A 22,432-nucleotide genomic window follows, 5' to 3' on the forward strand; every position below is an offset into this window, starting at 1 on the left:
GGGAGGGTCAGACGACGACGACGGGGTTCTTCCTAGAGACGCGGCTGTAGAGGTCGATAATGTCCTGATTGATCAGGCGAACGCAGCCCGACGACATCGCCTGGCCGATGCTCCACCATTCGGGCGAGCCGTGGATGCGGTAGCCGGTGTCCTGGCCATTCTGATAGATGTAGAGGGCGCGCGCGCCGAGCGGATTTTCGAGGCCGCCGGGTTGTCCGCCTTGCCATTTCACCAGCTCCGGCTTGCGGGCGATCATCTCGGCCGGCGGCGTCCAGACCGGCCATTCCTTGCCGTACTGGATGTTGGCGCGGCCGGACCAGCGGAAGCCTTCCTTGCCGATGCCGACGCCGTAACGGATCGCGTCGCCGCCGGGCTGCACCAGATAGAGCAGCCGCTCCTGCGAATGGACGACGATGGTGCCGGGCTGCTCGCCGGTCGGGTCGACGACGATCTGGCGGCGGAACTCCGGCTTGACCTTGAGGTAGGGCACTTCCGGCAGCGTGAAGCCGCCATCGGTGACAGAGGCATACATCACACCAGGGCTGGTGATGTTCTTGTCGACGCTGATGCTCGGGCGGATAGGGGTGATCGCGCCGGTGGTGACGCCGTCGAGTTGCAGCGATGGCAAATCGAGCGTCTGGCTGCAGCCGGCAACCCCGAGTAGCGCCAGCGCACCGGCGCCGGACAACACCGCGCGGCGGGAAAGCTGGATTTCGGAAATTTCGATTTCGACGGCGTCGCCATTGTACGGCGGTGTCAGACCTTGCGGCAACTCACGCATGTACCCAAACCCTACGCTATCGGCGGGAAACACGGTCCGGCCGGATCGATGGTATTTTCACCAATCATGGTTGAAAAAGCGTGAAGACGTCTTGCCCTACCTTAACCTCTGGCCGAGCCGTCGTGCCGTCTATTTCAATGCTGCCCCTTTACATCTTCGCGGGGTCGAGGATTTATCCTCTTCTTTGAGTTCAAGGAGACGAGCATGTCCTTCGAAAACTGGGCCGCCTTTGCCGCGGCCTCGACGATCCTCCTTGTCATTCCCGGCCCGACCATCCTTCTGGTCGTGTCCTATGCGCTCGGCCAGGGCTGGCGCACGGCGCTGCCGATGGCGGTCGGCGTCGCGTTTGGCGACTTCACGGCGATGACGCTGTCGATGCTGGGCATCGGCGCGCTGCTGGCGGCCTCGGCCACCGTGTTCACGGTGCTGAAGGTGATCGGCGCCGGCTATCTGATCTATCTCGGCGTAAAGCTGTTTCGCGCCGGTGGCACGCTCAGGGCCGAGCCGCGCCTGGATGCGGTGTCGTCGGCCAAGATGATGGCGCATGCCTGGCTGGTCACCGCGCTCAACCCGAAAAGCATCACCTTCTTCGTCGCCTTCCTGCCGCAGTTCCTCGACCGGCATGGCGATTTCTGGACGCAGATGCTGATCTTCGAAACCACCTTCCTGGCGCTCGCCTTCGCCAATGCCTTCGGCTATGCCCTGATCGCCGCAAGGGCGCGCAACGTGGTGCGCAATCCCCGGGCGATCCGTATCTTCAACCGCACCGGCGGCACGCTGCTGGTCGGCGCCGGCATCGCCACGGTGGCGATGCGCTCGGGCAATTGAGGACATGACATGGCAGTCAGGGACGCATTCGGCCTGACTTTTTCGGGCGCGACCGAAGCCGGGTTCTCGCCCTACAGCCAAGCTGTCCGCGAACTGCAATGCTTCATCGGCGATCCGGTCGGCTCGGTCGACCGAGCCATCGCCGAGGATCCCGGCTTCGTCATGGCGCATGTGTTCAAGGGCTATCTCTTCGGCCTCGCCACCGAGCGCGAGGCGACTGCTGTGGCCAGGACATGCCACGAGGCGGCGCTGCCGCTTGCCGCGACGACGCGTGAGCAGGCGCACGTCGCAGCACTCGGCCATCTTGCAGCAGGACGCTGGCATGAAGCCGCCCGTCTGCTCGAGGATATCGCGATCGAGTTTCCGCTCGACGCGCTGGCGCTGCAGACCGGGCACCAGATCGATTTCTTCACCGGCAACGCTCGCATGCTGCGCGACCGCATCGGCCGCGCGCTGCCGTCATGGCAGAGCGGCATGCCGGGCTATCACGCCATACTCGGCATGCAGGCGTTCGGGCTGGAGGAAATGGGCGACTATGCGCGCGCCGAAAAGCTTGGCCGCGCGGCAGTCGACATCGAGCCGCGCGACGGCTGGGCGCAGCACGCCGTCGCCCATGTCATGGAGATGCAGAGCCGGCAAAAGGACGGCATCGCTTGGATGCGCGCCAACCCCGAAGCGTGGACGCAAGAGAGCTTCCTGCAAGTGCACAATTGGTGGCATCTGGCGCTGTTCCACTACGATCTCGGCGAGACCGACCAGGTGCTGGCGCTTTATGATGGGCCGATCTACGGCGAGCGCTCGACGCTGGCGCTCAACATGGTCGACGCCTCGGCGATCCTGTGGCGATTGCATCTCGGCGGCGGCGATGTCGGCGACCGCTGGGCGGCAATCGCCGCCAACTGGGCCAAGGCAAGCGCCGGCAACTATGCCTTCAACGATGTCCACGCGATGATGGCCTTCGTCGGCGCCGGCCTCGAAGCGCCGGCTCGCACCTTGCTCGAGGCGCAGCGCGAGGCTATGCGCGGCAACGACGACAACGCCGCCTTCACCCGGGACGTCGGCCATCCCCTGACGCTCGCCATCAACGCATTCGGCGACGGCAATTATGCCGAGACGGTGCGCCTGATCCGGCCAATCCGGGCGATCGCCCACCGCTTCGGCGGCAGCCACGCGCAACGCGACGTCATCGAGCTGACGCTGGTCGAGGCGGCGTTGCGTTCCGGCGACCATGCGCTGGCAAGGGCGCTTGCTGCGGAACGAGCGCTGGCGCGGCCGGACAGTCCGCTGTCGGCACTGTTCTCGCGTCGGGCGGACGATTCGTCGGAGAATTGACCGGAGGCAGTTCTTGTCTTAAAAACTGCCAAGTCAGATTTTTTCGAGATCCGAAAAAATTAATGGCATTGGGAGGATACCATGTATCTCGGCCTCGATCTGGGCACGTCGGGCGTCAAGGCGCTTTTGATCGATGCCGGGCAGACCGTCATCGGCTCCGGCCATGCTTCACTCGACGTGTCGCGGCCGCATCCCGGTTGGTCGGAGCAGAATCCGGCCGACTGGATCCGCGCCTGCGAGGAAGCGATCGCCGAGCTCAAGGCATCGCATCCAGGGCAGCTCGCCGCCGTGAAGGGCATAGGCCTGTCCGGCCAAATGCATGGCGCCACCTTGCTCGACGCCGGCGACCATGTGCTGCGTCCCTGCATCCTGTGGAACGATACGCGCAGCCATGCCGAGGCGGCCAAGCTCGACGCCGATCCGCGCTTTCGCAAGCTCACCGGCAACATCGTCTTCCCCGGTTTCACCGCGCCAAAGCTGGTCTGGGTGAAAAACAACGAGCCTGATATTTTCGCCAAGGTGGCAAAGGTCCTGCTGCCGAAGGATTTCCTGCGGCTCTGGCTTTCCGGCGAACACATTTCGGAAATGTCTGACTCGGCCGGCACATCCTGGCTCGATGTCGGCAAGCGAGGCTGGTCATCCGACCTGCTCACTGCCACGTCGCTTGATGAGAAGCAGATGCCGTCGCTGGTCGAAGGCACTGAGAAGGCTGGCGCCTTGCGCAGCGAATTGGCCTCGAAATGGGGGATGCAGGCCGGCATCCCGATCGCCGGCGGCGCGGGCGACAATGCGGCCTCGGCCTGCGGCATGGGCACTGTCGGAGCGGGCCAGGCCTTCGTCTCGCTTGGCACGTCAGGCGTGCTGTTCGCCGCCAACGCGTCCTATCTGCCAAACCCGGAAAGCGCGGTGCACACGTTCTGCCATGCGCTGCCCGGCACCTGGCACCAGATGGGCGTCATCCTGTCGGCAACCGATTCGCTCAACTGGCTGTCGGAGATATCAGGAAAAGGCGCCGGCGAGCTGACCGCCGAACTCGGCGATGCGCTGAAGGCGCCGACCGGCGTGTCCTTCCTGCCCTATCTCTCCGGCGAGCGCACGCCGCACAATGACTCGGCCATTCGCGGCTCTTTTACCGGGCTTGCACATGAAACCAGCCGCGCCGTGTTGACCCAGGCCGTGCTGGAGGGCGTGGCTTTCGCCTTCCGCGACAGTCTCGAAGCCTTGGCCAAGGCCGGCACGACGCTGACGCGGGTGACGGCGATCGGCGGCGGCTCGCGCTCGCGCTACTGGCTGACGGCCATCGCCACCGCGCTCGGCCTGCCCGTCGACGTTCCCGCCGACGGCGATTTCGGCGCTGCCTTCGGTGCAGCCCGGCTCGGCATGATCGCGGCGACAGGCGCCGATCCGCTCAGAGTGTGCACGGCGCCGGCCACCGATGCCACCATCGAACCGGTCGCCGCGCTAAGCAACGCCTATGCGGATGCCTATCAGCGCTACTGGGCGCTTTATCCGGCGATCAAAGGCGCCACGGCGTGAGCCGGCGCTTACCCCCCTGTGGCCTGCCGGCCATCTCCCCCTCAAGGGGGGAGATCGGCAGTTCCAGCGCTGGTGCCAACCTTGTTTCGCTGGAGATTGGCGAAAGCAGAAAAGACAGCCAATCTCCCCCCTTGAGGGGGAGATGGCCGGCAGGCCAGAGGGGGGTGCTTGGCGCCCGCCTTACCCAGAAGTCTTCACTGCGCCGGAACCTTGTCGAGAAAGCCGGTGACGCTTTTCAGGCGGCCATTCTCGATGACGCCGATGTCGGTGCCTTCGATGACGGAATCAGTGCCTTCCGGCCCGAGATTCCACGAAAAGCGGATCGTGTCGCCAAACCCGTCCGGCTTACCCTTAAGCGAGAAGCGGAAGCCGGCAAAGCGCTGCTGCACGCCGTCGATCAGTGCGGCGACGCCGTCATGGCCGTCGCCCTGCATGATCGGGTCGCGGTAGCTGACGTCCTCGGTGAAGGTCGCCTTGAGCAAGGCTTGCCGGCGAGCCGCATCACTCTCGTTCCAGGCGGTGATGTAGTTTTCGGCGATCGTGTTGAGGTCGGTCATGGTCTGTCTCCGTTGTTGAGTGGCTTTGACACGACCCTTTTCACCCAGCGCCAGCGCGAAACCAATTACGCCTGAGGTAATCAGGACAGAACCATGCGAGAGGACAGACAAACATGACCAGCGGCTTTTTCGGCGACATCAAGACGATCAAATACGAAGGACCGGATTCGACCAATCCGCTGGCCTACCGCTTCTACAACCCAGACGAGGTGGTCGCCGGCAAGCGGCTGGAGGACCATCTGCGCTTTGCCGTCGCCTACTGGCATTCGTTCGCCTGGCCGGGCGGCGATCCGTTCGGCGGCCAGACTTTTGACCGGCCATGGTTCGCCAAGGCCGGCGGCACCGACACGATGGAGTTGGCCAAGCTCAAGGCCGATGTCGCCTTCGAGATGTTTTCGCTGCTCGGCGCACCCTATTTCTGCTTCCACGATGCCGATGTGCGGCCGGAAGGCAGGGACTTTTCCGAGAGTGCCGCGCGCCTCGACGAGATCGCCGATTACTTCGCCGGCAAGATGAAGCAGACCGGCGTCAAGCTGCTTTGGGGCACGGCCAACCTGTTCTCCAACCGCCGCTTCATGTCGGGGGCCGCCACCAATCCCGACCCGGATGTCTTTGCCTATGCGGCAGCGACGGTAAAGCACTGCATCGACGTCACCAAGCGGCTGAAGGGCGAGAACTATGTGCTGTGGGGCGGCCGCGAAGGCTATGAGACGCTGCTCAACACTGACCTTGCCCGCGAGCAGGAACAGGCAGGCCGCTTCCTCAACCTGGTCGTCGACTACAAGCACCGCATCGGCTTCAAGGGCACCATTCTGATCGAGCCGAAGCCGCAAGAGCCGACAAAACACCAGTACGATTATGATGTCGCCACGGTCTATGGCTTCTTGAAACGCTTCGGACTGGAGAAGGAAGTCAAGGTCAACATCGAGCAGGGACATGCGATCCTGGCCGGCCATTCCTTCGAGCATGAGCTGGCGCTGGCCAATGCGCTCGGCATCTTCGGCTCGATCGACATGAACCGCAACGACTACCAGTCGGGCTGGGACACCGACCAGTTCCCCAATAATGTGCCGGAGATGGCGCTGGCCTATTACCAGGTCCTGTTGGCGGGTGGCTTCAAGACCGGCGGCACCAATTTCGACGCCAAGCTGCGGCGCCAGTCGCTCGATCCGCAGGATCTGCTGATCGCCCATATCGGCGGCATGGACGCTTGCGCACGCGGCCTCAAGGCTGCCGCCAAGATGGTCGAGGACAAGGCGCTGTCGGGTCCGCTGGCCGAGCGCTATGCCGGCTGGAACTCTGCCGAGGCCAAGGCGATGCTTGCCGGCAAGCGGACGCTGGAGGAGATCGCCGAGCGCGTCGTCAAGAAGAAGATCGAGCCGCAGCCCAAATCCGGCCGCCAGGAACTGCTCGAGAATATCGTCAACCGCTACGTCTGAGGTGTCGCGCCGGCGGGTCTCCTAACCGACCCGCCGGCCCGGAACAGCTTTGCGCGAGGGCGGAACCGGCGACAAGGTTTTGCCTCGCACGCCCCTCAATCGCCTCGCTCTTGCCTTCAAACAGCCGTCACGAATCTCGTATAGTGTGGTTCGTGGCGGGAACAGAAAGAAGGAGGCGAAACGATATGCAGCACGAACGCGAAATCGACGCCCTGCTCTCATCTGGCGAGGCCGGATCGATCATCGACCGGCTGATGGCGCTGCCGCATCCGAAGCATGGTGCGCGCAGTGCAAACGAATGGGATCGCGCGGTCGCCAGCCGCTTCGAGACCCACCTTGCGAGACAGATGCGCTCGCAGATCGACGGCAACAGCGACCGCCAGGACGCTGCCTAATCCCCACACTATCTCTGACGCAGCCTGACCGGCGCTTCGCCGAAAGCTCTTGAAAACGCCCTGGAAAATGCCGCGGCGGACGAGAACCCTGTCCGCCCGGCAATATCGGCCATGGCCACGCGCGTGTCGACCACCAGCCGGCGCGCGGCGCCCAGCCGCAGCCGGAGATAATAGGCACCCGGCGTCTCGCCGATCGATTTGCGAAAAATGCTTTCCAGCGTTCGCGCCGTCACCCCGGCGCGCTTTGCCACCGCGGCAATGGTCAAAGGCTGGTCGACATGGGTTTCCATCAGCCGGATGGCTTGCGCCAGTCGCGGATCGTAGCCGTCTAGGCGGCCGAGCGAGACCAGCGGCTGCGCATCGGTCGCCGCCCGCGCCTGGTCGTAGATGAAGACACTTGCCACATCGAGCGCGACAGCCATGCCGAGCCGCGTGCGGATCAGATGCAGCATCAGATCGAAGGTCGGCGAAGCGCCGCCGGAGGTGAAGACCGGCCCGTCGATGACATAGCGGTCGGGGCGCACATCGACGCCTGGAAAAGCCGCCGAGAAATCCTCCATGTCCTCCCAATGGGTGGTGGCGCTGCGCCCTTCCAGCAAGCCCGCGCGGGCAACCAGCCAGGTGCCGGCCTCGACACCGCCGCAGGCGCGCGCAGCGCGGGCCGCGCGGCGCAGGCCGGCAAGCAGGGCCGATGTGGCATAGTTCTGCGTGCCGAAGCCGGCGACCACAACAAGCATATCGGTTGTGTCCGCTGCATCGAAGCGGCCGCTGACCGCAACCGGCAGGCCGCATGTGGTGAGCGGCGCTTCGCCGGTCACCGAAACCAGCCTGAAATCGAACAGCGTCTCGCCGGCAATACGGTTGGCGGCACGCAGCGGATCGACGGCCGATGCAACGCACATGATCGACGAGCCGGAAAACACCAGCAACGTCACCTTGAGCGGCGCGCGCTCGGCGCGAAAGATCGATGGCTTTTCGCTTTTTATCATATGGCCTTCGTAAAACGCAAAACAGTTTCCAGCAAGTCAGGCATTGTTGCCATCTGCTCGATTGGGCCCATGTTTGATTGGGCCATGTTTGATCGGAACCGTCTGTGCTGATTGGGAGAAAAGTCCATGCCGCTTGCGATGAACCGTGAGGTTTTCATTACCTGTGCCGTGACCGGGTCCGGCAGCTCGCAGGACCGCAGCCCGCATGTGCCGCGTTCGCCCAAGCAGATCGCCGATTCGGCCATCGATGCGGCAAAGGCGGGTGCGGCGATCGTGCACTGCCATGTGCGTGATCCCGAAACCGGCAAGCCTAGGCGTGACGTGCATCTCTACCGCGAAGTGACCGAGCGCATCCGCGCGGCAGACGTCGACGTGGTGCTGAACCTGACCGCCGGAATGGGCGGTGACATGGTGTTCGGCTCGCCGGAAAACCCGCTGCCGCTGAACGAAAAAGCCACCGATATGGGCGGCGCCACCAGCCGCGTGGAACATGTCCGCCAATGCCTGCCGGAAATCTGCACGCTCGACTGCGGCACCATGAATTTCGCCGAGGCCGACTACGTGATGACCAACACGCCCGGCATGCTGCGCGCCATGGGCGGCATGATGACGGCGCTCGGCGTCAAGCCGGAGATCGAGGCCTTCGACACCGGCCATCTGTGGTTCGCCAAGCAATTGGTCGAGGAAAAAGTGCTGGATCCGGATGCGCTCGTGCAATTGTGCATGGGGGTGCCATGGGGGGCACCTGACGACCTCAACACCTTCATGGCCATGGTCAACAACGTGCCGTCGAGCTGGACCTGGTCGGCCTTTTCCATCGGCCGCAACCAGATGGCCTATGCCGCCGCCGCGGTGCTGGCCGGCGGCAATGTCCGCGTCGGGCTCGAGGACAATCTCTGGCTCGACAAGGGCGTGCTGGCCACCAACGCTCAGCTGGTCGAGCGGGCGGTCAGCATCGTGTCGAACATGGGCGCGAGGGTCATCGGCCCGGATGAGGTGCGCAAGAAGCTCAACCTGACGAAGCGCGCGCCGCTTTGAAGGGAATCGGTAGGGAGGAGCCGCCGATGAAGACCGTGAAATTCACCGCCATGAAGGACGGCGACCGCGAGGATTACGCCTTCCTCACCGAGCACGAGATCGACTATGCGGCGAAGACCGGCGACCGGCTGCTGGATGCACTTGTCCAGCTCGACGAGGGGCTGTCCGGCTACAAGATCACCCGGCTTGGCCATTCGCTGCAAGCGGCGACGCGTGCCTGGCGCGACGGCGCCGACACCGACTGGATCGCCTGCGCGCTGCTGCACGACATCGGCGACATCTACGCACCCTACAATCACGACGAATATGCGGCTTCGATCCTGAAGCCGTTCGTGCGCGAGCAGTGCACCTGGGTGGTGGAAAAGCACGGCGACTTCCAGCGTCTCTATTACGCGCACCACCTTGGCGGCAATCCGCATGCGCGCGACCGCTTCGCCGATCATCATTATTTCGACGACTGCGATGAGTTCTGCGAGCGCTGGGACCAGTCGAGCTTCGACCCCGGCTACGAGACGCTACCGATCGACTTCTTCCGGCCCTTCGTGCTCGAAGTGTTTGCGCGCAAGGCCTATGACCCCACCGTGATCCGCGCCGGCCAGCGCGTGCCCCTCACCGATTCCAAAGTAGCCAGGACCAGAACCGGAGCCTCCGCATGAGCATCATCAACAAGGCGGCCGCCATCGGCGGCGGCGTCATCGGCGCCGGTTGGGTGGCGCGGCTGCTCTTGAATGGCATCGACGTGTCGATCTTCGATCCCGACCCGGAAGCTTCGCGCAAGGTCGGCGAGGTGATGAAAGGTGCGCGCCGCGCCTACAAGCAGATGCTGCCCGGTGGCCTGCCCAAGGAAGGAAAACTGACCTTTGCCAAGACCATCGCCGATGCCGTCGCCGATGCCGATTTCATCCAGGAAAGCGTGCCGGAACGGCTCGACCTGAAGCACCGCGTGCTGGCCGAGATCGACCTTTATGCGCCGGCCAACGCCATTGTCGGTTCGTCGACCTCCGGCATCAAGCCGACCGACATGCAGGTGGCGATGAAGAAGCATCCGGAGCGGCTGGTCGTCGGCCATCCGTTCAACCCGGTCTATCTCTTGCCGCTGGTCGAGATCGTCGGCGGCCAACAGACCTTTCCCGAGGCGATAGAGGTCGCCAAGGAGATGTATGCCTCGATCGGCATGAAGCCGGTGGTCATCCGCAAGGAGATCGAGGCGTTCGTCGGCGACCGCCTGCTGGAGGCGGCATGGCGCGAGGCACTATGGCTGATCAAGGATGGCATCTGCACGGTCGAGGAACTCGACGACATCATGCGCTATGGCTTCGGCCTGCGCTGGGCGCAGATGGGCATGTTCCAGGTCTATCGCGTCGCCGGCGGCGAGGCCGGCATGCGCCACTTCATGGCGCAGTTCGGGCCATGCCTGAAATGGCCGTGGACCAAGCTGATGGATGTGCCGGAGTTCAACGACGAACTGGTCGACCTGATCGCCACCCAGTCGGACGATCAGGCGCATGGCCTGTCGATCCGCGAGCTTGAAAAGATCCGCGACGACAATCTGGTCGCGATCATGGAGGCGTTGTCGAAGCAGAACAAAGGCAAGGGCTGGGGCGCCGGCGCTTTGCACAAGGACTATACCAAGCAGCTCGCCAAGCTTGCGGCGAAGAAGCCCGCCTCTTCCAAGGCAGCCGATAAGGCCAAGGCAACCAAGCCGGTGAAGGCCAAAGCTGAAAAGCCGAAGAAAAAGAAGAAGGGCTGAGACCATGGATTTTGGTCTTTCGGAAGAACAGAAACTCATCGTCGAGACGACGCGCGCCTTCGTCGAGAACGAGCTCTACCCGCATGAGCGCGAGGTCGAGCGCACCGGCGTGCTGCGCCGCGAGCTGATCGAGGAGATCAAGGCCAAGGCGATCGAAGCCGGGCTCTATGCCGCCAACATGCCGGCGGATGTCGGCGGCGCCGGCCTCGATACGGTGACCTGGCTGCTCTACGAAAAGGAGCTCGGCCGCGCCAATTACGCGCTGCATTGGACCTGCGTGGCGCGGCCCTCCAACATCCTCTTGGCCGGCACGCCAGAGCAGCGCGAGAAATACCTTTATCCCTGCATTCGCGGCGAGAAATGGGACTGCCTGGCGATGACCGAGCCGGGTGCCGGCTCCGACCTGCGCGGCATGAAGGCGACCGCCGTCCAGGACGGCGACGACTGGGTGCTGAACGGCACCAAGCATTTCATCAGCCATGCCGATCTTGCCGACTTCGCCATTGTCTTCATGGCCTCGGGAGAGGAAGAAACTTCGCGTGGAAAACGCAAGAAGATCACCGCTTTCTTCGTCGACAAGGGCACCAAGGGTTTTACGGTGCGTGACGGCTACCGCAACGTTTCGCATCGCGGCTACACCAACGCCATACTCGAATTCGACGATTGCCGGTTGCCCGGAGCCCAAGTGCTCGGCGAAGTCCATAAGGGTTTCGACGTCGCCAATTCCTGGCTTGGCGCGACCCGCCTGCAGGTCGGCGCCACCTGCCTCGGCCGTGCCGAGCGGGCGCTTGGCCACGCCATCGAATATGCCGCGCAGCGCCAGCAGTTCGGCCAGCCGATCGGCAAGTTCCAGGGCGTGTCGTTCAAACTCGCGGACATGGCGACCGAGTTGAAGGCCGCCGACCTGATGGTGTTCGAAGCCGGCTGGAAGTACGATCAAGGCACCGTCACTGACCAGGACATGGCCATGGCCAAGCTGAAGGCCACCGAAATGCTTGCCTTCGTTGCCGATGAGGCAATCCAGATCCATGGCGGCATGGGCCTGATGGACGACCTGCCGCTGGAGCGCATCTGGCGCGACGCCCGCGTCGAGCGCATCTGGGAAGGCACATCGGAAATCCAGCGCCACATTATCTCGCGGGCGCTGCTGCGAGCGGTTGGGGGCTGAAAGCGCAATGTTCGCATTCCTTCCCACCCCCCTCTGTCCTGCCCTCTTTGCCAAAACTTGGCATCTCCCCCGCAAGGGGGGAGATTCGCTACGATCTCTGACTTCGCCAGTAGCTACCGTTGCAAACGTGGCGCGGCTGGGGAAGCTGCCAATCTCCCCCCTTGCGGGGGAGATGCCCGGCAGGGCAGAGGGGGGTGTTCATGCACAAACTTGAGCGCCTTTTGCGCCCGCGAACAATTGCCGTGTTCGGCGGCGCGCAGGCGGCTGCCGTCGTCGCGCAATCGATCAAGATGGGCTTTGCCGGCGAGATATGGCCGGTGCACCCGACCAAGGATGAGGTCGCCGGGCGCAAAGCCTATCGCTCGGTGGCCGACTTGCCCGGCGCGCCGGACGCTGCCTTTGTCGGCGTCAACCGGCATTTGACCATCGAGGTGGTCAAGGCGCTGGCCGAGCGCGGTGCCGGCGGCGCCGTCTGCTTTGCCGCCGGCTTTCTCGAGACCGAGGCCTATGACGAGGACGGCGAGCGGCTGCAGGCCGAACTGGTCGCAGCGGCCGGCCAGATGCCGATCATCGGGCCGAACTGCTACGGCCTGATCAATTATGCCGACGGCGCGCTTTTATGGCCCGACCAGCATGGCGGCATCAGGCTGGTCGAGGGTGGCCGCGGCGTCGCCATCATCACCCAATCGTCGAACATCGCCATCAACATGACGATGCAGAAGCGCGGCCTGCCGATCGCGTTTCTGATGACCGCCGGCAACCAGGCGCAGACCGGCCTTTCCGAAATGGCGCTCGGCCTGATCGAGGACGACCGCGTCACCTCGCTCGGCCTGCATATCGAGGCCTTCGATTCGGTAGCCGGCTTCGAAAGGCTGGCCGCGCGGGCGCGTGAGTTGAGAAAGCCGATCATTGCCATGAAGGTCGGCCGCTCCGAGCAGGCGCGGCAAGCGACCGTCTCGCACACGGCATCGCTGGCCGGCTCGGATGCGGCCTCGGGCGCCTTCCTGAAGCGGCTCGGCATCGCCCGCGTCGACTCCATCCCCGCCTTCATCGAGGCGCTGAAGCTGCTGCACGTCACCGGACCCCTGCCCGGCTACCGGCTGTCGTCGATGAGCTGTTCGGGCGGCGAGGCCTCCGTCATGGCCGACAGCGCCGAAGGCCGCTGGGTGAATTTCCCTGTTCTGACCGACACGCACCGCGCCCACGTCAAATCGACGCTCGGGCCGCTGGTTGCAGTGGCCAACCCGCTCGACTACCACACCTTCATCTGGAACAACGAGCCGGCGATGACCGCCACCTTCACCGCCATGGTGTCGGGCGGCTTCGACCTCAACATGCTGGTGCTCGACTTTCCGCGCCCCGACCGCTGCTCCGACACTGACTGGTGGGCGACGCTGCGTGCCTTCGAATCGGCGCTGAAGACCAACAAGGCGCAGGGCGCGATCGTGTCGTCGCTGCCGGAGAACCTGCCCGAGGAATACACCGCCGGACTGATGGCGCGCGGCATGGTGCCGTTGTTCGGCATTTCCGAGGCCATGGACGCCGCCCAGGCGGCAGCCTTTATCGGCTGGGCCTGGCGCGAGCCGCAGGCGCAGCCGATCGACACCTCCGCTTCCGGTGCACCGAGTGGCGACCATGTCACACCTGATGAGGCCGAGGCGAAAGCACGGCTGATCGAGGCCGGGCTTCCCGTGCCCAGGGGCGAACGCGCCGGCAACGCCGTCGAGGCGGTGATCTCGTCGATGGCGCTCGGCTTTCCGGTAGCGCTGAAGGCATTGGGCGTCACCCACAAATCCGAGCTTGGCGCGGTGCGGCTCAACCTCAGGGATGCCGAATCCGTCAGCACCGCCGCCCATGATCTCGATCCGCTCGGCACCGGCCTCTATGTCGAGCGCATGGTGCGCGACGGCGTCGCCGAGCTGCTCGTCGGCTTCACCCGCGACCCGATGTTCGGCGCGGTGATGACGCTCGGCACCGGTGGCGTGCTGGTCGAGCTGTTGCGCGACAGCGTCACGCTGATGCTGCCGGCGACACGCGACGACATCGAGGCGGCCCTGCGCGGGCTCAAATTGTTCCCGCTGCTCGAAGGCTATCGCGGTCGGCCGAAGGCCGATGTCGCGGCGGCCATCGATGCAATATCAGGCATCGCCGCCTTCGTGCAGGAAAATGCCGGCGAGATCGAGGAACTCGACATCAATCCGCTGATTGTCTGCGCGCACGGCAAAGGCGCCTGGATCGCCGACGCGCTGCTGGTGCTTGGAGAGAAAAAGTATGTCTGACGTCATTTCAACGCGCCGCGAGGGCACGATCCTCGAAGTCACGCTCGACCGGCCCAAGGCCAATGCCATCGATCTGAAGACCTCGCGGCTGATGGGCGAGACGTTCAAGGCGTTCCGCGATGATCCGGATCTGCGGGTCGCCATCGTCAGGACTGCCGGCGACAAGTTCTTCTGCGCCGGCTGGGACCTGAAGGCTGCGGCCGGCGGCGATGCGGTCGACGGCGACTATGGCGTCGGCGGGTTCGGCGGGCTGCAGGAGTTGCGCGACCTCAACAAGCCGGTCATCGCCTGCGTCAACGGCATGGCGGTCGGCGGCGGCTTCGAGCTGGCGCTGTCCTGCGACCTCATCTACGCGTCCGATCATTCCTCCTTCGCGCTGCCCGAGATCCGCGCCGGCACGCTTGCCGATGCGGCGACGATCAAGCTGCCGAAGCGCATCCCCTATCATGTCGCCATGGATCTTTTGCTCACCGGCCGCTGGATGGATGTCGCAGAGGCGCATCGCTGGGGCCTGGTCAATGAGGTGCTGCCCAGGGACAGGCTCGAGGACCGCGTCTGGGAGATCGCACGACTGCTGGCCGGCGGCCCGCCGCTGGTCTTTGCCGCGATCAAGGAGACGGCGCGGGTGGCCGAGGCGCTCACCTTCCAGGACGCTATGAACCGGGTGACGCGCCGCCAGTTGCCGACAGTTGACGCACTGTACGGCTCGGAGGACAATCTCGAGGGCTTTCGCGCCTTTGCCGAAAAGCGCGACCCGGTGTGGAAGGGGAAGTGAAGGTATCGCGGAGATGATGGCGATCCGGCCCACCGCCCTCTGCCCTGCCGGGCATCTCCCCCTCAAGGGGGGAGATCGGATGTCGCGAAGGCTTTCGCCAATCTTCTATGTCGCAGGGAAAGCGCCGAGCCCGAAGCTGCCAATCTCCCCCCTTGAGGGGGAGATGCCCGGCAGGGCAGAGGGGGGTGCCTGGGCGCCGTCGTCGCAGGTTGGTCTCCTCTCATGACCGACTACAAAACCCTCATCGACGCCGAGACTTGGGCCTTCATCGAATGGACCAATTCCTACTATCCGCCTGATACGATCGACTATACGATCGATCAGCAGCGCGAAATCTACGACCGCATGTGCCGTGAGTTCTCTGCCGGCTATCCCCAAGGCGTGACGGCGGAGACCACCGCCATTGCCACGCCCTCTCATCCCATCCCGATCCGCGTCTATCGCACACCGGCGCCGGAAGCGGCGGCGATGGTGCTCTATTTCCATGGCGGCGGCTTTATCCTCGGCGGACTCGACAGCCATGACGACGTCTGCGCCGAGCTTTGCAGCCGCACCGGCTATGAAGTGGTTTCGGTCGACTATCGGCTAGCGCCGGAACATCTTCATCCGGCTGCCTTCGACGATGCCATCAGCGCCTTCGAATGGGCGGCGACAACTTACAAGCGCGCGATCCTGCTTTGCGGCGACAGCGCCGGCGGCAATCTCTGCGCCTCCGTCAGCCACGCAACACGCGGCCATGCGCGAAGGCCGATCGGCCAGGTGCTGATCTATCCCGGTCTTGGCGGCGACCGCTCGCAAGGGTCCTACGTGGCCCATGCCGAAGCGCCGTTGCTGACGGTGCGCGACCTCGATTTCTACACGAATATCAGGACTGGCGGCGAGGACCGCACCGGCGATCTCACTCTGTCGCCGCTGGCCGATGCCGATTTTGCCAATCTGCCGCCGACCGTGCTGATCACCGCGCAATGCGATCCGCTGTCGTCAGACGGAGAGGCCTATCGCGACCGCATCGTTGCGGCGGACGGCCACGCCTACTGGTTGGAGGAGCCGGGGCTGGTGCATGGCTATCTCAGAGCCAGGCATACGGTCGGCCACGCCCGTTCGAGCTTCACCCGCATCGTCGACGCTGTGTCGGTTCTGGGACGCGGCGAATGGATCTGGTGAGGGCTCTACCCCACCCCGCGTGACGCGGCGCGGCCGGCGCTGCGGCCGGAAAAAATGCAGCCACCGAGAAACGTGCCTTCCAGCGCTGCATAGCCATGCATGCCGCCGCCGCCGAAACCGGCGGCTTCGCCGACGGCATAGAGCCCTTCGATCGGCTGGCCCTCGGCATCCAGCACTCGGCTGCCGAGATCGGTCTGCAAGCCGCCCAGCGTCTTGCGGGTCAATATGTTGAGCCTGACCGCGATCAGCGGGCCATTGGCAGGATCTAGCATCTTGTGCGGCCTGGCCGTGCGGATCAGCCGGTCGCCGAGATAGGCGCGAGCGCCGCGCAGGGCGGTGATCTGCATGTCCTTGGAGAACGGATTGTCGAGCTGCCGGTCACGGGCGCGGATTTCGCGCTCGACCTGGCGAAGCTCAAGCAGCGGCTCGCCACCGACAAGCGCGTTCATGCGGGCGACCAGCGCCGGCAAATCAGGCTCGACGATGAAATCCTCGCCCTTCTCCATGAATGCCTTCACCGGACCGGGAACGCCTGATGTTGCGCGGCCGAGCACCTGGCGCCAGCTTTTTCCGGTGAGATCGGGGTTCTGCTCGGAGCCCGAGAGCGCGAACTCCTTCTGGATGATTTTTTGGGTCAGGATGAACCAGGAATAGTCGAAGCCGGTGCCCATGATGTGGCTGAGCGTGCCCAGCGTGTCGAAGCCGGGATAGAGCGGCACCGGCAGGCGCTTGCCGCGGGCGTCGAGCCACAGCGATGACGGGCCGGGCAGGATGCGGATGGCATGGTCGGTCCAGAGCGGCGCCCAGTTCCTGATGCCTTCGACGTAGTGCCACATGCGGTCGCGATTGATGATGCTGCCGCCGGCCGCCTCGGTGATGGCCAGCATGCGACCGTCGACATGATCGGGAACGCCGGAGATCATACGCCTGGGCGGCGTGCCCAGCCGCTGCGGCCAGTTTTTCCGGACAAGCTCAGGATTGGCGCCGATGCCGCCGGAAGCGACGATGACCGCTTGCGCCTTGAGTTCGAAATCGCCAGCGATTTCGCGCGAACTCTTGCGGCCGCGCTCGACGTCGCTCGGCGCCAACATGTCGCCGCGCACGCCGTCGACGACGCCGCCCGTCCGTGTCAGTTCGTTGACCCGGTGGCGGAATCTGAAGCGGACCAGCCCGCTCTTCTCGGCCTCGCGCACGCGCTGAACGAACGGCTCGAGCACGCCGGGCCCGGTGCCCCAGGTGACGTGGAAGCGGGGCACGGAATTGCCATGGCCGACGGCGTTGCCGCCGCCGCGCTCCGCCCAGCCGACCACGGGAAAGAACTTTATGCCGCGCTGCATGAGCCAGGAGCGCTTTTCGCCGGCGGCAAAGCCGACATAGGCCCCGGCCCAGCGTCGCGGCCAGAGATCTTCCGCGCGGTCGAAGGCGGCGGTGCCCAGCCAATCCTCGAGCGCCAGATCATGCGAATCGCGGATGCGCATGCGCCGCTGCTCGGGCGAATCGACGAGGAAGATGCCGCCAAGCGACCAGAACGCCTGGCCGCCGAGCGACTGTTCCGGCTCCTGGTCGACGATGATGGTCTTCTTGCCGGCTTCGGCCAGCTCGGCCGCGGCGACGAGGCCGGCAAGGCCGGCGCCGACAATGATCACATCGGCATCGTCAGCCATTCTCTCCTCCCCGGGGCTCTCCTCTCCGGCTTTGATTCTTTGGTTTGTCGCAGGTTCTTGTCGCAAAACCGTGGGGACACTTTTGCGGAACCTGCTTAGTTGTCAGACCGTCTCCCAGCCTTCCTTCTCGCCGGCGCGGAAGATGGCGTCGATGACCTTCTGGTTGAGCACCGATTCTTCCAGCGTGAAGACGCGGTCCGTGCCGCCCTGTGCCGCCCGCGCGAAGGCCTCGACCTCCAGCCGGTACTGCTGCATGCCGGGGAAGCGGAACACTTGCGCCTCGCTGTGTTTCTGGTTGTGCAGCTCAATGCGATGATGATCGTAGATACCGGCGTTGAATGGCGAAAGCACCTCGATGAAGCCCTTCTCGCCGTGGAACACCATCACCTGCCGCGCCGCCATCTGCGTCGACAGGTAGAACGACAGTTCGAAGTCGCCGAAATCAGCGCGGATCGAGGAGTAGATGTCGGTGCCGAACGTCTTGTCGCGCTCGATCGTCGCCTGGACGCGCAGCGGCTCCTTGCCCGTCGAAAAGCGCGTCGACACTGTCGGATAGACACCGATGTCGGGCAGCGCGCCGCCGCCGAGGTCGAGCTGGTTGCGCATGTTGGCGGGATCGACATTGTAGTAGGAGAACGCGCCCTGGACATGGCGCAGCCGGCCGATGGCGCCGTTGGCGATCAGCTCGCGCACCTTGATCCATTGCGGGTGGTAGACGACCATGAAGGCTTCGCAGACCAGCACGTTATTGGCATCGCGCAGCTTGATCAGCGGCGGAATGTCCCTGGCATCGAGCGCCAGCGGCTTTTCGACCAGAACATGCTTGCCGGCTTGAATGGCCTTCGCAGTCCATTCGACATGCTGCGCGGTCGGCAGCGGAATGTAGACGCCGTCGACCTCCTTGGATGCGAGCAGCTCGTCATAGGAACCGAAAGCATGGGGCGCGCCGAAACGATCGGCCAGGGCGCGGGCCTTCGACAGGTCACGGCTGGCGATGGCGGACAGCACGCCGTTCTCCGCCTCGACCATTGCGGGCAAAAGATGCTCGCGGCCGATCTTGGCCGTCGACAAAACACCCCATCGGAACATCAGGCTTCTCCCTCTCGATTGCAGGACTGGAGGTTTGCCCTAATTCAGGAGAAAAGCCAATCAGACACTGGCTCGTCGATCCGCACTTTCGTCATCCTCGGGCTTGACCCGAGGATCCATGCCGCGACATCGCCGAGGAATGCGACGAAACAGAATTCTGAACCGTTGCAACGCTTTGATGTCCCGGCATGGATCCTGGGGTCTGCGCCGCGTCGCTTCGCTCCTTGCTCCGCCCCAGGATGACGATGCGAGAGGTGTCTCTGCCAATCGCGAAAGTGAAGCTAGCTCCGCTTGCCGGTCAGTGTCATGTCGAAGTGGACGACGTTCGAATAGATCGGCGTGCCGACGTCCATGCCGTAGCGCGAGCGCAGCACCTTGCCGGTGACATGGAATCTGATCGTGCCCGACTTGAGGCCGCCGAGTTCGGCCGTGAACTTTTCCGGAAAGGTCTTGCCGCGTGCCGTCAGCCGGCCGGTGACGAGAGCTGACGTGTCGCCGATGCGTTTCACGCTGGTCGAGCGGAACTGGATTTCCGGGTTGTTGGCGGCGTCGAACACCGCGTCGGAGCGAAGGAAGGCGTCGATGCGGCTCTGGCCGGTGCCGACGCTTTCGGGAAAAATGGTGATATTGACCTGGGAGCGCCCGACATCGCTGTTGTCGATGCGGATGTTGCCCTTGAAGCGGGCGAAGGCGCCGGCGAGCCCGCCGCCGCCGGCCTTGCCGACGGAGAAACGGATGCTGGAAGCGGCCGGGCTGATCGTGTAGCTGCCGGCGGCATCACCAAGCGCGACCGCAGCGAAAACAGGCATGGCAAGGCAGGTGGCGACCACCGCGAGTCCGAGGATGCGCGCATACATGGGATTAGTCCTTTTCTTGCAGGCAACGCTTTTTCCGCGTCCTCGCCCCATCAACGAATGAGCCGCCAGCTCTATTCCGCATCGTGATTTGAAGAAGGCGTGATCATGCGCGTCAGCACCGCGTCCTTCAGCCAGAAATGATGGCGCAGCGCCGCGGCGATATGCAGGGCGACAAGTCCGATGCCAGCATAAGCAAGATACCAATGCGTTGAGATCCAGAAGCTTTCCGCCGTGTCCGATTCCACGAGTGGCAGGTCCGGCATGACGAACAGGTTGAACGGCACGCTCGGTATCTCCAGCATCGACACTGATACCAGCGCCCAGCCGGACAGAGGCAGCGCAAGCTGAAACGCGTAGAGCGCGAAATGAACGAGCGCCGCCGCCCGGCGCTCGAAGCGTCCGACTGAGCGTGGCAGCGCCGGCACCGCATTGCCGAGCCGCCAGGCAATGCGCAGGATCACCAAGCCGAGCAGCAAGAAACCGAAAGATTTGTGCAGCTGGATCAGCTCGAAGGCGGTGCGCTGGCTGAACACCCGCATCATGACGAAGCCGAGCACGAACTGGCCGATGAAGATCGCGGCGATCAGCCAATGGAGGACGATCGCCGCCCAGCCATAGCGGGTGGTGTCGTTTGTGATCAATGCGGGCATGGGAAGTGAACGCCGGCGAGCCCGGCTTTCATCCGGCTATCTTGAAGAAATCGACAAAGGCCCTGAGCGCCGGCCGCATCTGGCGGCGGCTCGGATAGTAGACGAAAAAACCGTCGAAGGACGGGCACCAGTCCTCCAGCACGCGAATGAGTCGGCCGGTGGCCAACGCCTCGCGGACATAGTCCTCGAACAGGAAGGCAAGGCCGGCACCGTCGACTGCCGCATTGGCGACCAAATGATCCTCATCGAGGATCAGTGGCCCCTGCACCGCCATCTCGATCGCCTCGCCGTCCTTCTCGAACTCCCAGCGGTAGAGGATGCCGCTGGAGAAACGGAAACGGAGGCAACGATGACCTACGAGATCGTGCGGATGGCGCGGTCTGGGCATGGTCGCGAAATAGGATGGCGCGCCGACGACGGCGCCGCGAAGGTTTGGCCCGATGCGCACCGCGATCATGTCGCGCTGCAGGCTCTCACCGAGCCGTACGCCGGCGTCGAAGCCGCCTTCGACCACATCGGTGAAGCGATCCTCGATGACGATCTCCAGCACGACGTCCGGGTAGGCCGATGCAAAGGCGCCGAGCCGCGGCGTCAGCGCCAGATGGGCCGCGGTGCGCGGCACGGTCAGCCTGAGATTGCCGGCCGGCCGGTCGCGCGCCTCGACCGCCGCTTCCAGGGCGAGGTCGATTTCGGACAATGCCGGCCTCAGCCGCTCGAGCAGCTGGGCGCCTTCCTCGGTCGGGGCGACGCTACGCGTGCTGCGCGCCAGGAGCCGCACGCCGAGACGCGCTTCCAGGCTGGAAACCGCATGGCTGACTGCGGAGGGCGCAATGGCGAGTTCCTTGGCCGCGCCGCGAAAACTGCCGCACTGGGCAACGGTTGCCAGCACTACAAGCTGTAAGAGGTGAGTTCGGTTCATTGCTCTATTCTTTAGAACAGCCCGTGCGAAAGAGAGCCGATTATCGAACGCGCTGCAAGGCGCTATCTCCGCCGCATCACAACAAGGAGACGCGTGATGCAAACCCGCAAGCTTGGAAATGAACTTGACGTCTATCCGGTCGGCCTCGGCTGCATGGGGATGAGCTTCGGCTATGGCGGCCAGCCGAAGGCCGACGCGATCGCGACGCTACGCCGCGCCGTCGAGATCGGCGTCAATTTCTTCGACACGGCCGAGGTGTATGGGCCTTACGAGAACGAGATCCTGCTCGGCAAGGCGTTGAAGCCGGTGCGCGGTCAGGTGACGATCGCGACAAAATTCGGCTTCAAGATTCTTGAGGAAGGCAACGGCGTCGAGCGCATGGCCGGCGTCGACAGCCGTCCCGAACACGTCAAGGCGGTCGCCGAAGCCTCGCTCCAGCGGCTGGGCGTCGAGGTGATCGATCTCTACTACCAGCATCGTGTCGATCCCAACGTGCCGATCGAGGATACGGTCGGCGCCATGGCCGAGCTGGTGCGCGAGGGCAAGGTGCGCGCGCTCGGCCTGTCGGAGGCGAGTGCGGCGACCATTCGCCGGGCGCATGCCGTGCATCCGATATCAGCCGTGCAGAGCGAATACTCGCTGTGGAGCCGCGATCCGGAAGAAGAGGTGTTTGCCGTCTGCCGCGAGCTCGGCATCGGCTTCGTTCCCTACAGCCCGCTCGGCCGCGGCCTGCTGACCGGCACGATCGCCAAGCCAGAGGCTCTCGGCGCCGGCGATTGGCGCCTCACCCTGCCGCGTTTCCAGGCCGACGCCATGGCCGCCAATGCGGCTGTTATCGCCACGCTGGAGACAATGGCGGCGGAGAAGGGCGTGACATCGGCGCAACTGGCGCTCGCCTGGGTGCTGCACCAGGGCGATTTCATCGTGCCGATCCCCGGCGCGCGAAAAATCCGCCATTTGGAGCAGAACGCCGCGGCGGCACAGATTGCGCTGAGCCAAGCCGAGGTGGCGGCCATCGGCGACGCCCTTTCGCCGGAAAAGGTGGTCGGCAAGCGCTACACCGAAGCGGCGCTGGCGCTGGTCAACGGATAAACGGCGGGCTGGATGAAAATTCAAAGGAGGCGGTTTCGGCTAGGGCAATCGCTTCAGGCTTGAGTTCGCCCCCCTCATCCGGGGCGAGCCGCTTGTCTCGCCGCCGTCCAGCCTCGCGCGGCTCTCCCTT

Annotated in this window: 21 protein-coding genes; 13 read left to right on the forward strand and 8 right to left on the reverse strand. The window is 64.4% G+C overall.

The genetic code is table 11. The features are described 5' to 3' along the window. Nucleotides 1–7: 7 nt before the first annotated feature. On the reverse strand, nucleotides 8–781 hold the full coding sequence (locus EJ075_RS07965) for a L,D-transpeptidase (RefSeq protein WP_095484426.1): 774 nt from the start codon (nucleotides 779–781) through the stop codon (nucleotides 8–10). 204 nt (nucleotides 782–985) lie between these two features. On the opposite strand from EJ075_RS07965, the gene EJ075_RS07970 reads away from it, so the two are divergent. From EJ075_RS07970 to xylB, 3 genes are all read left to right on the forward strand, one after another. Further along, nucleotides 986–1,609, forward strand: a complete 624-nt coding sequence (locus EJ075_RS07970; protein ID WP_095484427.1) for a LysE family translocator — start codon at nucleotides 986–988, stop codon at nucleotides 1,607–1,609. 9 nt (nucleotides 1,610–1,618) lie between these two features. Beyond that, nucleotides 1,619–2,941, forward strand: a complete 1,323-nt coding sequence (locus tag EJ075_RS07975; protein ID WP_126103962.1) for a tetratricopeptide repeat protein — start codon at nucleotides 1,619–1,621, stop codon at nucleotides 2,939–2,941. Nucleotides 2,942–3,022: 81 nt separating this feature from the next. After that, complete coding sequence (gene xylB / locus EJ075_RS07980; protein WP_126103963.1) at nucleotides 3,023–4,477, forward strand: xylulokinase; 1,455 nt, start codon at nucleotides 3,023–3,025, stop codon at nucleotides 4,475–4,477. Nucleotides 4,478–4,671: 194 nt separating this feature from the next. On the opposite strand, the gene EJ075_RS07990 is transcribed toward xylB, so the two are convergent. Next, nucleotides 4,672–5,034: a nuclear transport factor 2 family protein gene (locus EJ075_RS07990; protein ID WP_095484430.1), complete on the reverse strand. Its 363-nt coding sequence runs from the start codon at nucleotides 5,032–5,034 to the stop codon at nucleotides 4,672–4,674. A 113-nt stretch (nucleotides 5,035–5,147) separates the two neighbouring features. Here EJ075_RS07990 and xylA point away from each other — a divergent pair, with 113 nt between their 5' ends. Together xylA and EJ075_RS08000 are read left to right on the forward strand one after the other, a co-directional pair. After that, on the forward strand, nucleotides 5,148–6,473 hold the full coding sequence (xylA, locus tag EJ075_RS07995) for a xylose isomerase (protein WP_095484431.1): 1,326 nt from the start codon (nucleotides 5,148–5,150) through the stop codon (nucleotides 6,471–6,473). Between the two features lie 185 nt (nucleotides 6,474–6,658). Then, nucleotides 6,659–6,868 (forward strand): hypothetical protein, encoded by a 210-nt coding sequence (locus EJ075_RS08000; RefSeq protein WP_095484432.1) that lies wholly within the window; start codon nucleotides 6,659–6,661, stop codon nucleotides 6,866–6,868. Between the two features lie 8 nt (nucleotides 6,869–6,876). Here the strand turns inward: EJ075_RS08000 and EJ075_RS08005 are convergent, their stop codons facing one another. Beyond that, nucleotides 6,877–7,857 (reverse strand): GlxA family transcriptional regulator, encoded by a 981-nt coding sequence (locus EJ075_RS08005; protein WP_126103964.1) that lies wholly within the window; start codon nucleotides 7,855–7,857, stop codon nucleotides 6,877–6,879. 126 nt (nucleotides 7,858–7,983) lie between these two features. Here EJ075_RS08005 and EJ075_RS08010 point away from each other — a divergent pair, with 126 nt between their 5' ends. The 7 genes from EJ075_RS08010 to EJ075_RS08050 all read left to right on the forward strand — a co-directional run bounded on the left by EJ075_RS08010 (nucleotide 7,984) and on the right by EJ075_RS08050 (nucleotide 16,031). Next, nucleotides 7,984–8,895, forward strand: coding sequence for a 3-keto-5-aminohexanoate cleavage protein (locus tag EJ075_RS08010; protein ID WP_126103965.1), 912 nt, complete (start codon nucleotides 7,984–7,986; stop codon nucleotides 8,893–8,895). Nucleotides 8,896–8,921: 26 nt separating this feature from the next. Then, complete coding sequence (locus EJ075_RS08015; RefSeq protein WP_126103966.1) at nucleotides 8,922–9,551, forward strand: HD domain-containing protein; 630 nt, start codon at nucleotides 8,922–8,924, stop codon at nucleotides 9,549–9,551. Beyond that, the gene (locus EJ075_RS08020; RefSeq protein ID WP_126103967.1) at nucleotides 9,548–10,645 is read left to right on the forward strand and encodes a carnitine 3-dehydrogenase; all 1,098 of its coding nucleotides are present in this window, start codon (nucleotides 9,548–9,550) and stop codon (nucleotides 10,643–10,645) included. The genes EJ075_RS08015 and EJ075_RS08020 overlap by 4 nt, the downstream gene beginning before the upstream one ends. Before the next feature lie 4 nt (nucleotides 10,646–10,649). Further along, nucleotides 10,650–11,813, forward strand: coding sequence for an acyl-CoA dehydrogenase (locus EJ075_RS08025; protein ID WP_126103968.1), 1,164 nt, complete (start codon nucleotides 10,650–10,652; stop codon nucleotides 11,811–11,813). Nucleotides 11,814–12,013: 200 nt separating this feature from the next. Next, nucleotides 12,014–14,092, forward strand: a complete 2,079-nt coding sequence (locus EJ075_RS08035) for an acetate--CoA ligase family protein (RefSeq protein WP_126103970.1) — start codon at nucleotides 12,014–12,016, stop codon at nucleotides 14,090–14,092. After that, entirely contained in the window at nucleotides 14,085–14,867 is a 783-nt protein-coding gene (locus EJ075_RS08040) for a carnitinyl-CoA dehydratase (RefSeq protein WP_126103971.1), read from the forward strand. Before EJ075_RS08035 ends, EJ075_RS08040 begins: the two co-directional genes overlap by 8 nt. A 222-nt stretch (nucleotides 14,868–15,089) precedes the next feature. Continuing rightward, on the forward strand, nucleotides 15,090–16,031 hold the full coding sequence (locus tag EJ075_RS08050; RefSeq protein ID WP_126103972.1) for an alpha/beta hydrolase: 942 nt from the start codon (nucleotides 15,090–15,092) through the stop codon (nucleotides 16,029–16,031). A gap of 5 nt (nucleotides 16,032–16,036) precedes the next feature. Here the strand turns inward: EJ075_RS08050 and EJ075_RS08055 are convergent, their stop codons facing one another. The 5 genes from EJ075_RS08055 to EJ075_RS08075 form a co-directional block, all read right to left on the reverse strand. Continuing rightward, nucleotides 16,037–17,695 carry an FAD-binding dehydrogenase gene (locus EJ075_RS08055; RefSeq protein WP_126103973.1) on the reverse strand — a complete coding sequence of 553 codons (1,659 nt, stop codon included), beginning with the start codon at nucleotides 17,693–17,695 and terminating at the stop codon, nucleotides 16,037–16,039. A gap of 102 nt (nucleotides 17,696–17,797) precedes the next feature. Then, a complete protein-coding gene (locus EJ075_RS08060; protein WP_126103974.1) occupies nucleotides 17,798–18,784 on the reverse strand; it encodes a Gfo/Idh/MocA family oxidoreductase in 987 nt (328 codons plus the stop codon). A 281-nt stretch (nucleotides 18,785–19,065) separates the two neighbouring features. After that, entirely contained in the window at nucleotides 19,066–19,641 is a 576-nt protein-coding gene (locus EJ075_RS08065) for a YceI family protein (RefSeq protein WP_126103975.1), read from the reverse strand. Nucleotides 19,642–19,712: 71 nt separating this feature from the next. After that, nucleotides 19,713–20,291 carry a cytochrome b gene (locus EJ075_RS08070; protein WP_126103976.1) on the reverse strand — a complete coding sequence of 193 codons (579 nt, stop codon included), beginning with the start codon at nucleotides 20,289–20,291 and terminating at the stop codon, nucleotides 19,713–19,715. Nucleotides 20,292–20,319: 28 nt separating this feature from the next. Beyond that, on the reverse strand, nucleotides 20,320–21,210 hold the full coding sequence (locus EJ075_RS08075) for a LysR family transcriptional regulator (protein ID WP_126103977.1): 891 nt from the start codon (nucleotides 21,208–21,210) through the stop codon (nucleotides 20,320–20,322). Between the two features lie 96 nt (nucleotides 21,211–21,306). Between EJ075_RS08075 and EJ075_RS08080 the strand changes: the two genes are divergently transcribed. Then, nucleotides 21,307–22,302, forward strand: a complete 996-nt coding sequence (locus tag EJ075_RS08080; protein ID WP_126103978.1) for an aldo/keto reductase — start codon at nucleotides 21,307–21,309, stop codon at nucleotides 22,300–22,302. Nucleotides 22,303–22,432: the final 130 nt, after the last annotated feature.

It is taken from the genome of Mesorhizobium sp. M6A.T.Cr.TU.016.01.1.1, from assembly GCF_003952585.1.
Taxonomy (GTDB): domain Bacteria; phylum Pseudomonadota; class Alphaproteobacteria; order Rhizobiales; family Rhizobiaceae; genus Mesorhizobium; species Mesorhizobium mediterraneum.

What these genes read in the sequence shown, in the direction of transcription:
- EJ075_RS08060 (WP_126103974.1), bottom strand. Translation starts at nt 18,784, where the DNA reads ATGTTCCGATGGGGTGTTTTGTCGACGGCCAAGATCGGCCGCGAGCAT.
- EJ075_RS08065 (WP_126103975.1), bottom strand. Translation starts at nt 19,641, where the DNA reads ATGTATGCGCGCATCCTCGGACTCGCGGTGGTCGCCACCTGCCTTGCC.
- EJ075_RS07975 (WP_126103962.1), top strand. Translation starts at nt 1,619, where the DNA reads ATGGCAGTCAGGGACGCATTCGGCCTGACTTTTTCGGGCGCGACCGAA.
- EJ075_RS08000 (WP_095484432.1), top strand. Translation starts at nt 6,659, where the DNA reads ATGCAGCACGAACGCGAAATCGACGCCCTGCTCTCATCTGGCGAGGCC.
- xylA (WP_095484431.1), top strand. Translation starts at nt 5,148, where the DNA reads ATGACCAGCGGCTTTTTCGGCGACATCAAGACGATCAAATACGAAGGA.
- EJ075_RS08075 (WP_126103977.1), bottom strand. Translation starts at nt 21,210, where the DNA reads ATGAACCGAACTCACCTCTTACAGCTTGTAGTGCTGGCAACCGTTGCC.
- EJ075_RS07965 (WP_095484426.1), bottom strand. Translation starts at nt 781, where the DNA reads ATGCGTGAGTTGCCGCAAGGTCTGACACCGCCGTACAATGGCGACGCC.
- EJ075_RS08015 (WP_126103966.1), top strand. Translation starts at nt 8,922, where the DNA reads ATGAAGACCGTGAAATTCACCGCCATGAAGGACGGCGACCGCGAGGAT.
- EJ075_RS08025 (WP_126103968.1), top strand. Translation starts at nt 10,650, where the DNA reads ATGGATTTTGGTCTTTCGGAAGAACAGAAACTCATCGTCGAGACGACG.
- EJ075_RS07990 (WP_095484430.1), bottom strand. Translation starts at nt 5,034, where the DNA reads ATGACCGACCTCAACACGATCGCCGAAAACTACATCACCGCCTGGAAC.
- EJ075_RS08005 (WP_126103964.1), bottom strand. Translation starts at nt 7,857, where the DNA reads ATGATAAAAAGCGAAAAGCCATCGATCTTTCGCGCCGAGCGCGCGCCG.
- EJ075_RS08055 (WP_126103973.1), bottom strand. Translation starts at nt 17,695, where the DNA reads ATGGCTGACGATGCCGATGTGATCATTGTCGGCGCCGGCCTTGCCGGC.
- EJ075_RS08050 (WP_126103972.1), top strand. Translation starts at nt 15,090, where the DNA reads ATGACCGACTACAAAACCCTCATCGACGCCGAGACTTGGGCCTTCATC.
- EJ075_RS08040 (WP_126103971.1), top strand. Translation starts at nt 14,085, where the DNA reads ATGTCTGACGTCATTTCAACGCGCCGCGAGGGCACGATCCTCGAAGTC.
- EJ075_RS08020 (WP_126103967.1), top strand. Translation starts at nt 9,548, where the DNA reads ATGAGCATCATCAACAAGGCGGCCGCCATCGGCGGCGGCGTCATCGGC.
- EJ075_RS08080 (WP_126103978.1), top strand. Translation starts at nt 21,307, where the DNA reads ATGCAAACCCGCAAGCTTGGAAATGAACTTGACGTCTATCCGGTCGGC.
- EJ075_RS08010 (WP_126103965.1), top strand. Translation starts at nt 7,984, where the DNA reads ATGCCGCTTGCGATGAACCGTGAGGTTTTCATTACCTGTGCCGTGACC.
- EJ075_RS07970 (WP_095484427.1), top strand. Translation starts at nt 986, where the DNA reads ATGTCCTTCGAAAACTGGGCCGCCTTTGCCGCGGCCTCGACGATCCTC.
- EJ075_RS08035 (WP_126103970.1), top strand. Translation starts at nt 12,014, where the DNA reads ATGCACAAACTTGAGCGCCTTTTGCGCCCGCGAACAATTGCCGTGTTC.
- xylB (WP_126103963.1), top strand. Translation starts at nt 3,023, where the DNA reads ATGTATCTCGGCCTCGATCTGGGCACGTCGGGCGTCAAGGCGCTTTTG.
- EJ075_RS08070 (WP_126103976.1), bottom strand. Translation starts at nt 20,291, where the DNA reads ATGCCCGCATTGATCACAAACGACACCACCCGCTATGGCTGGGCGGCG.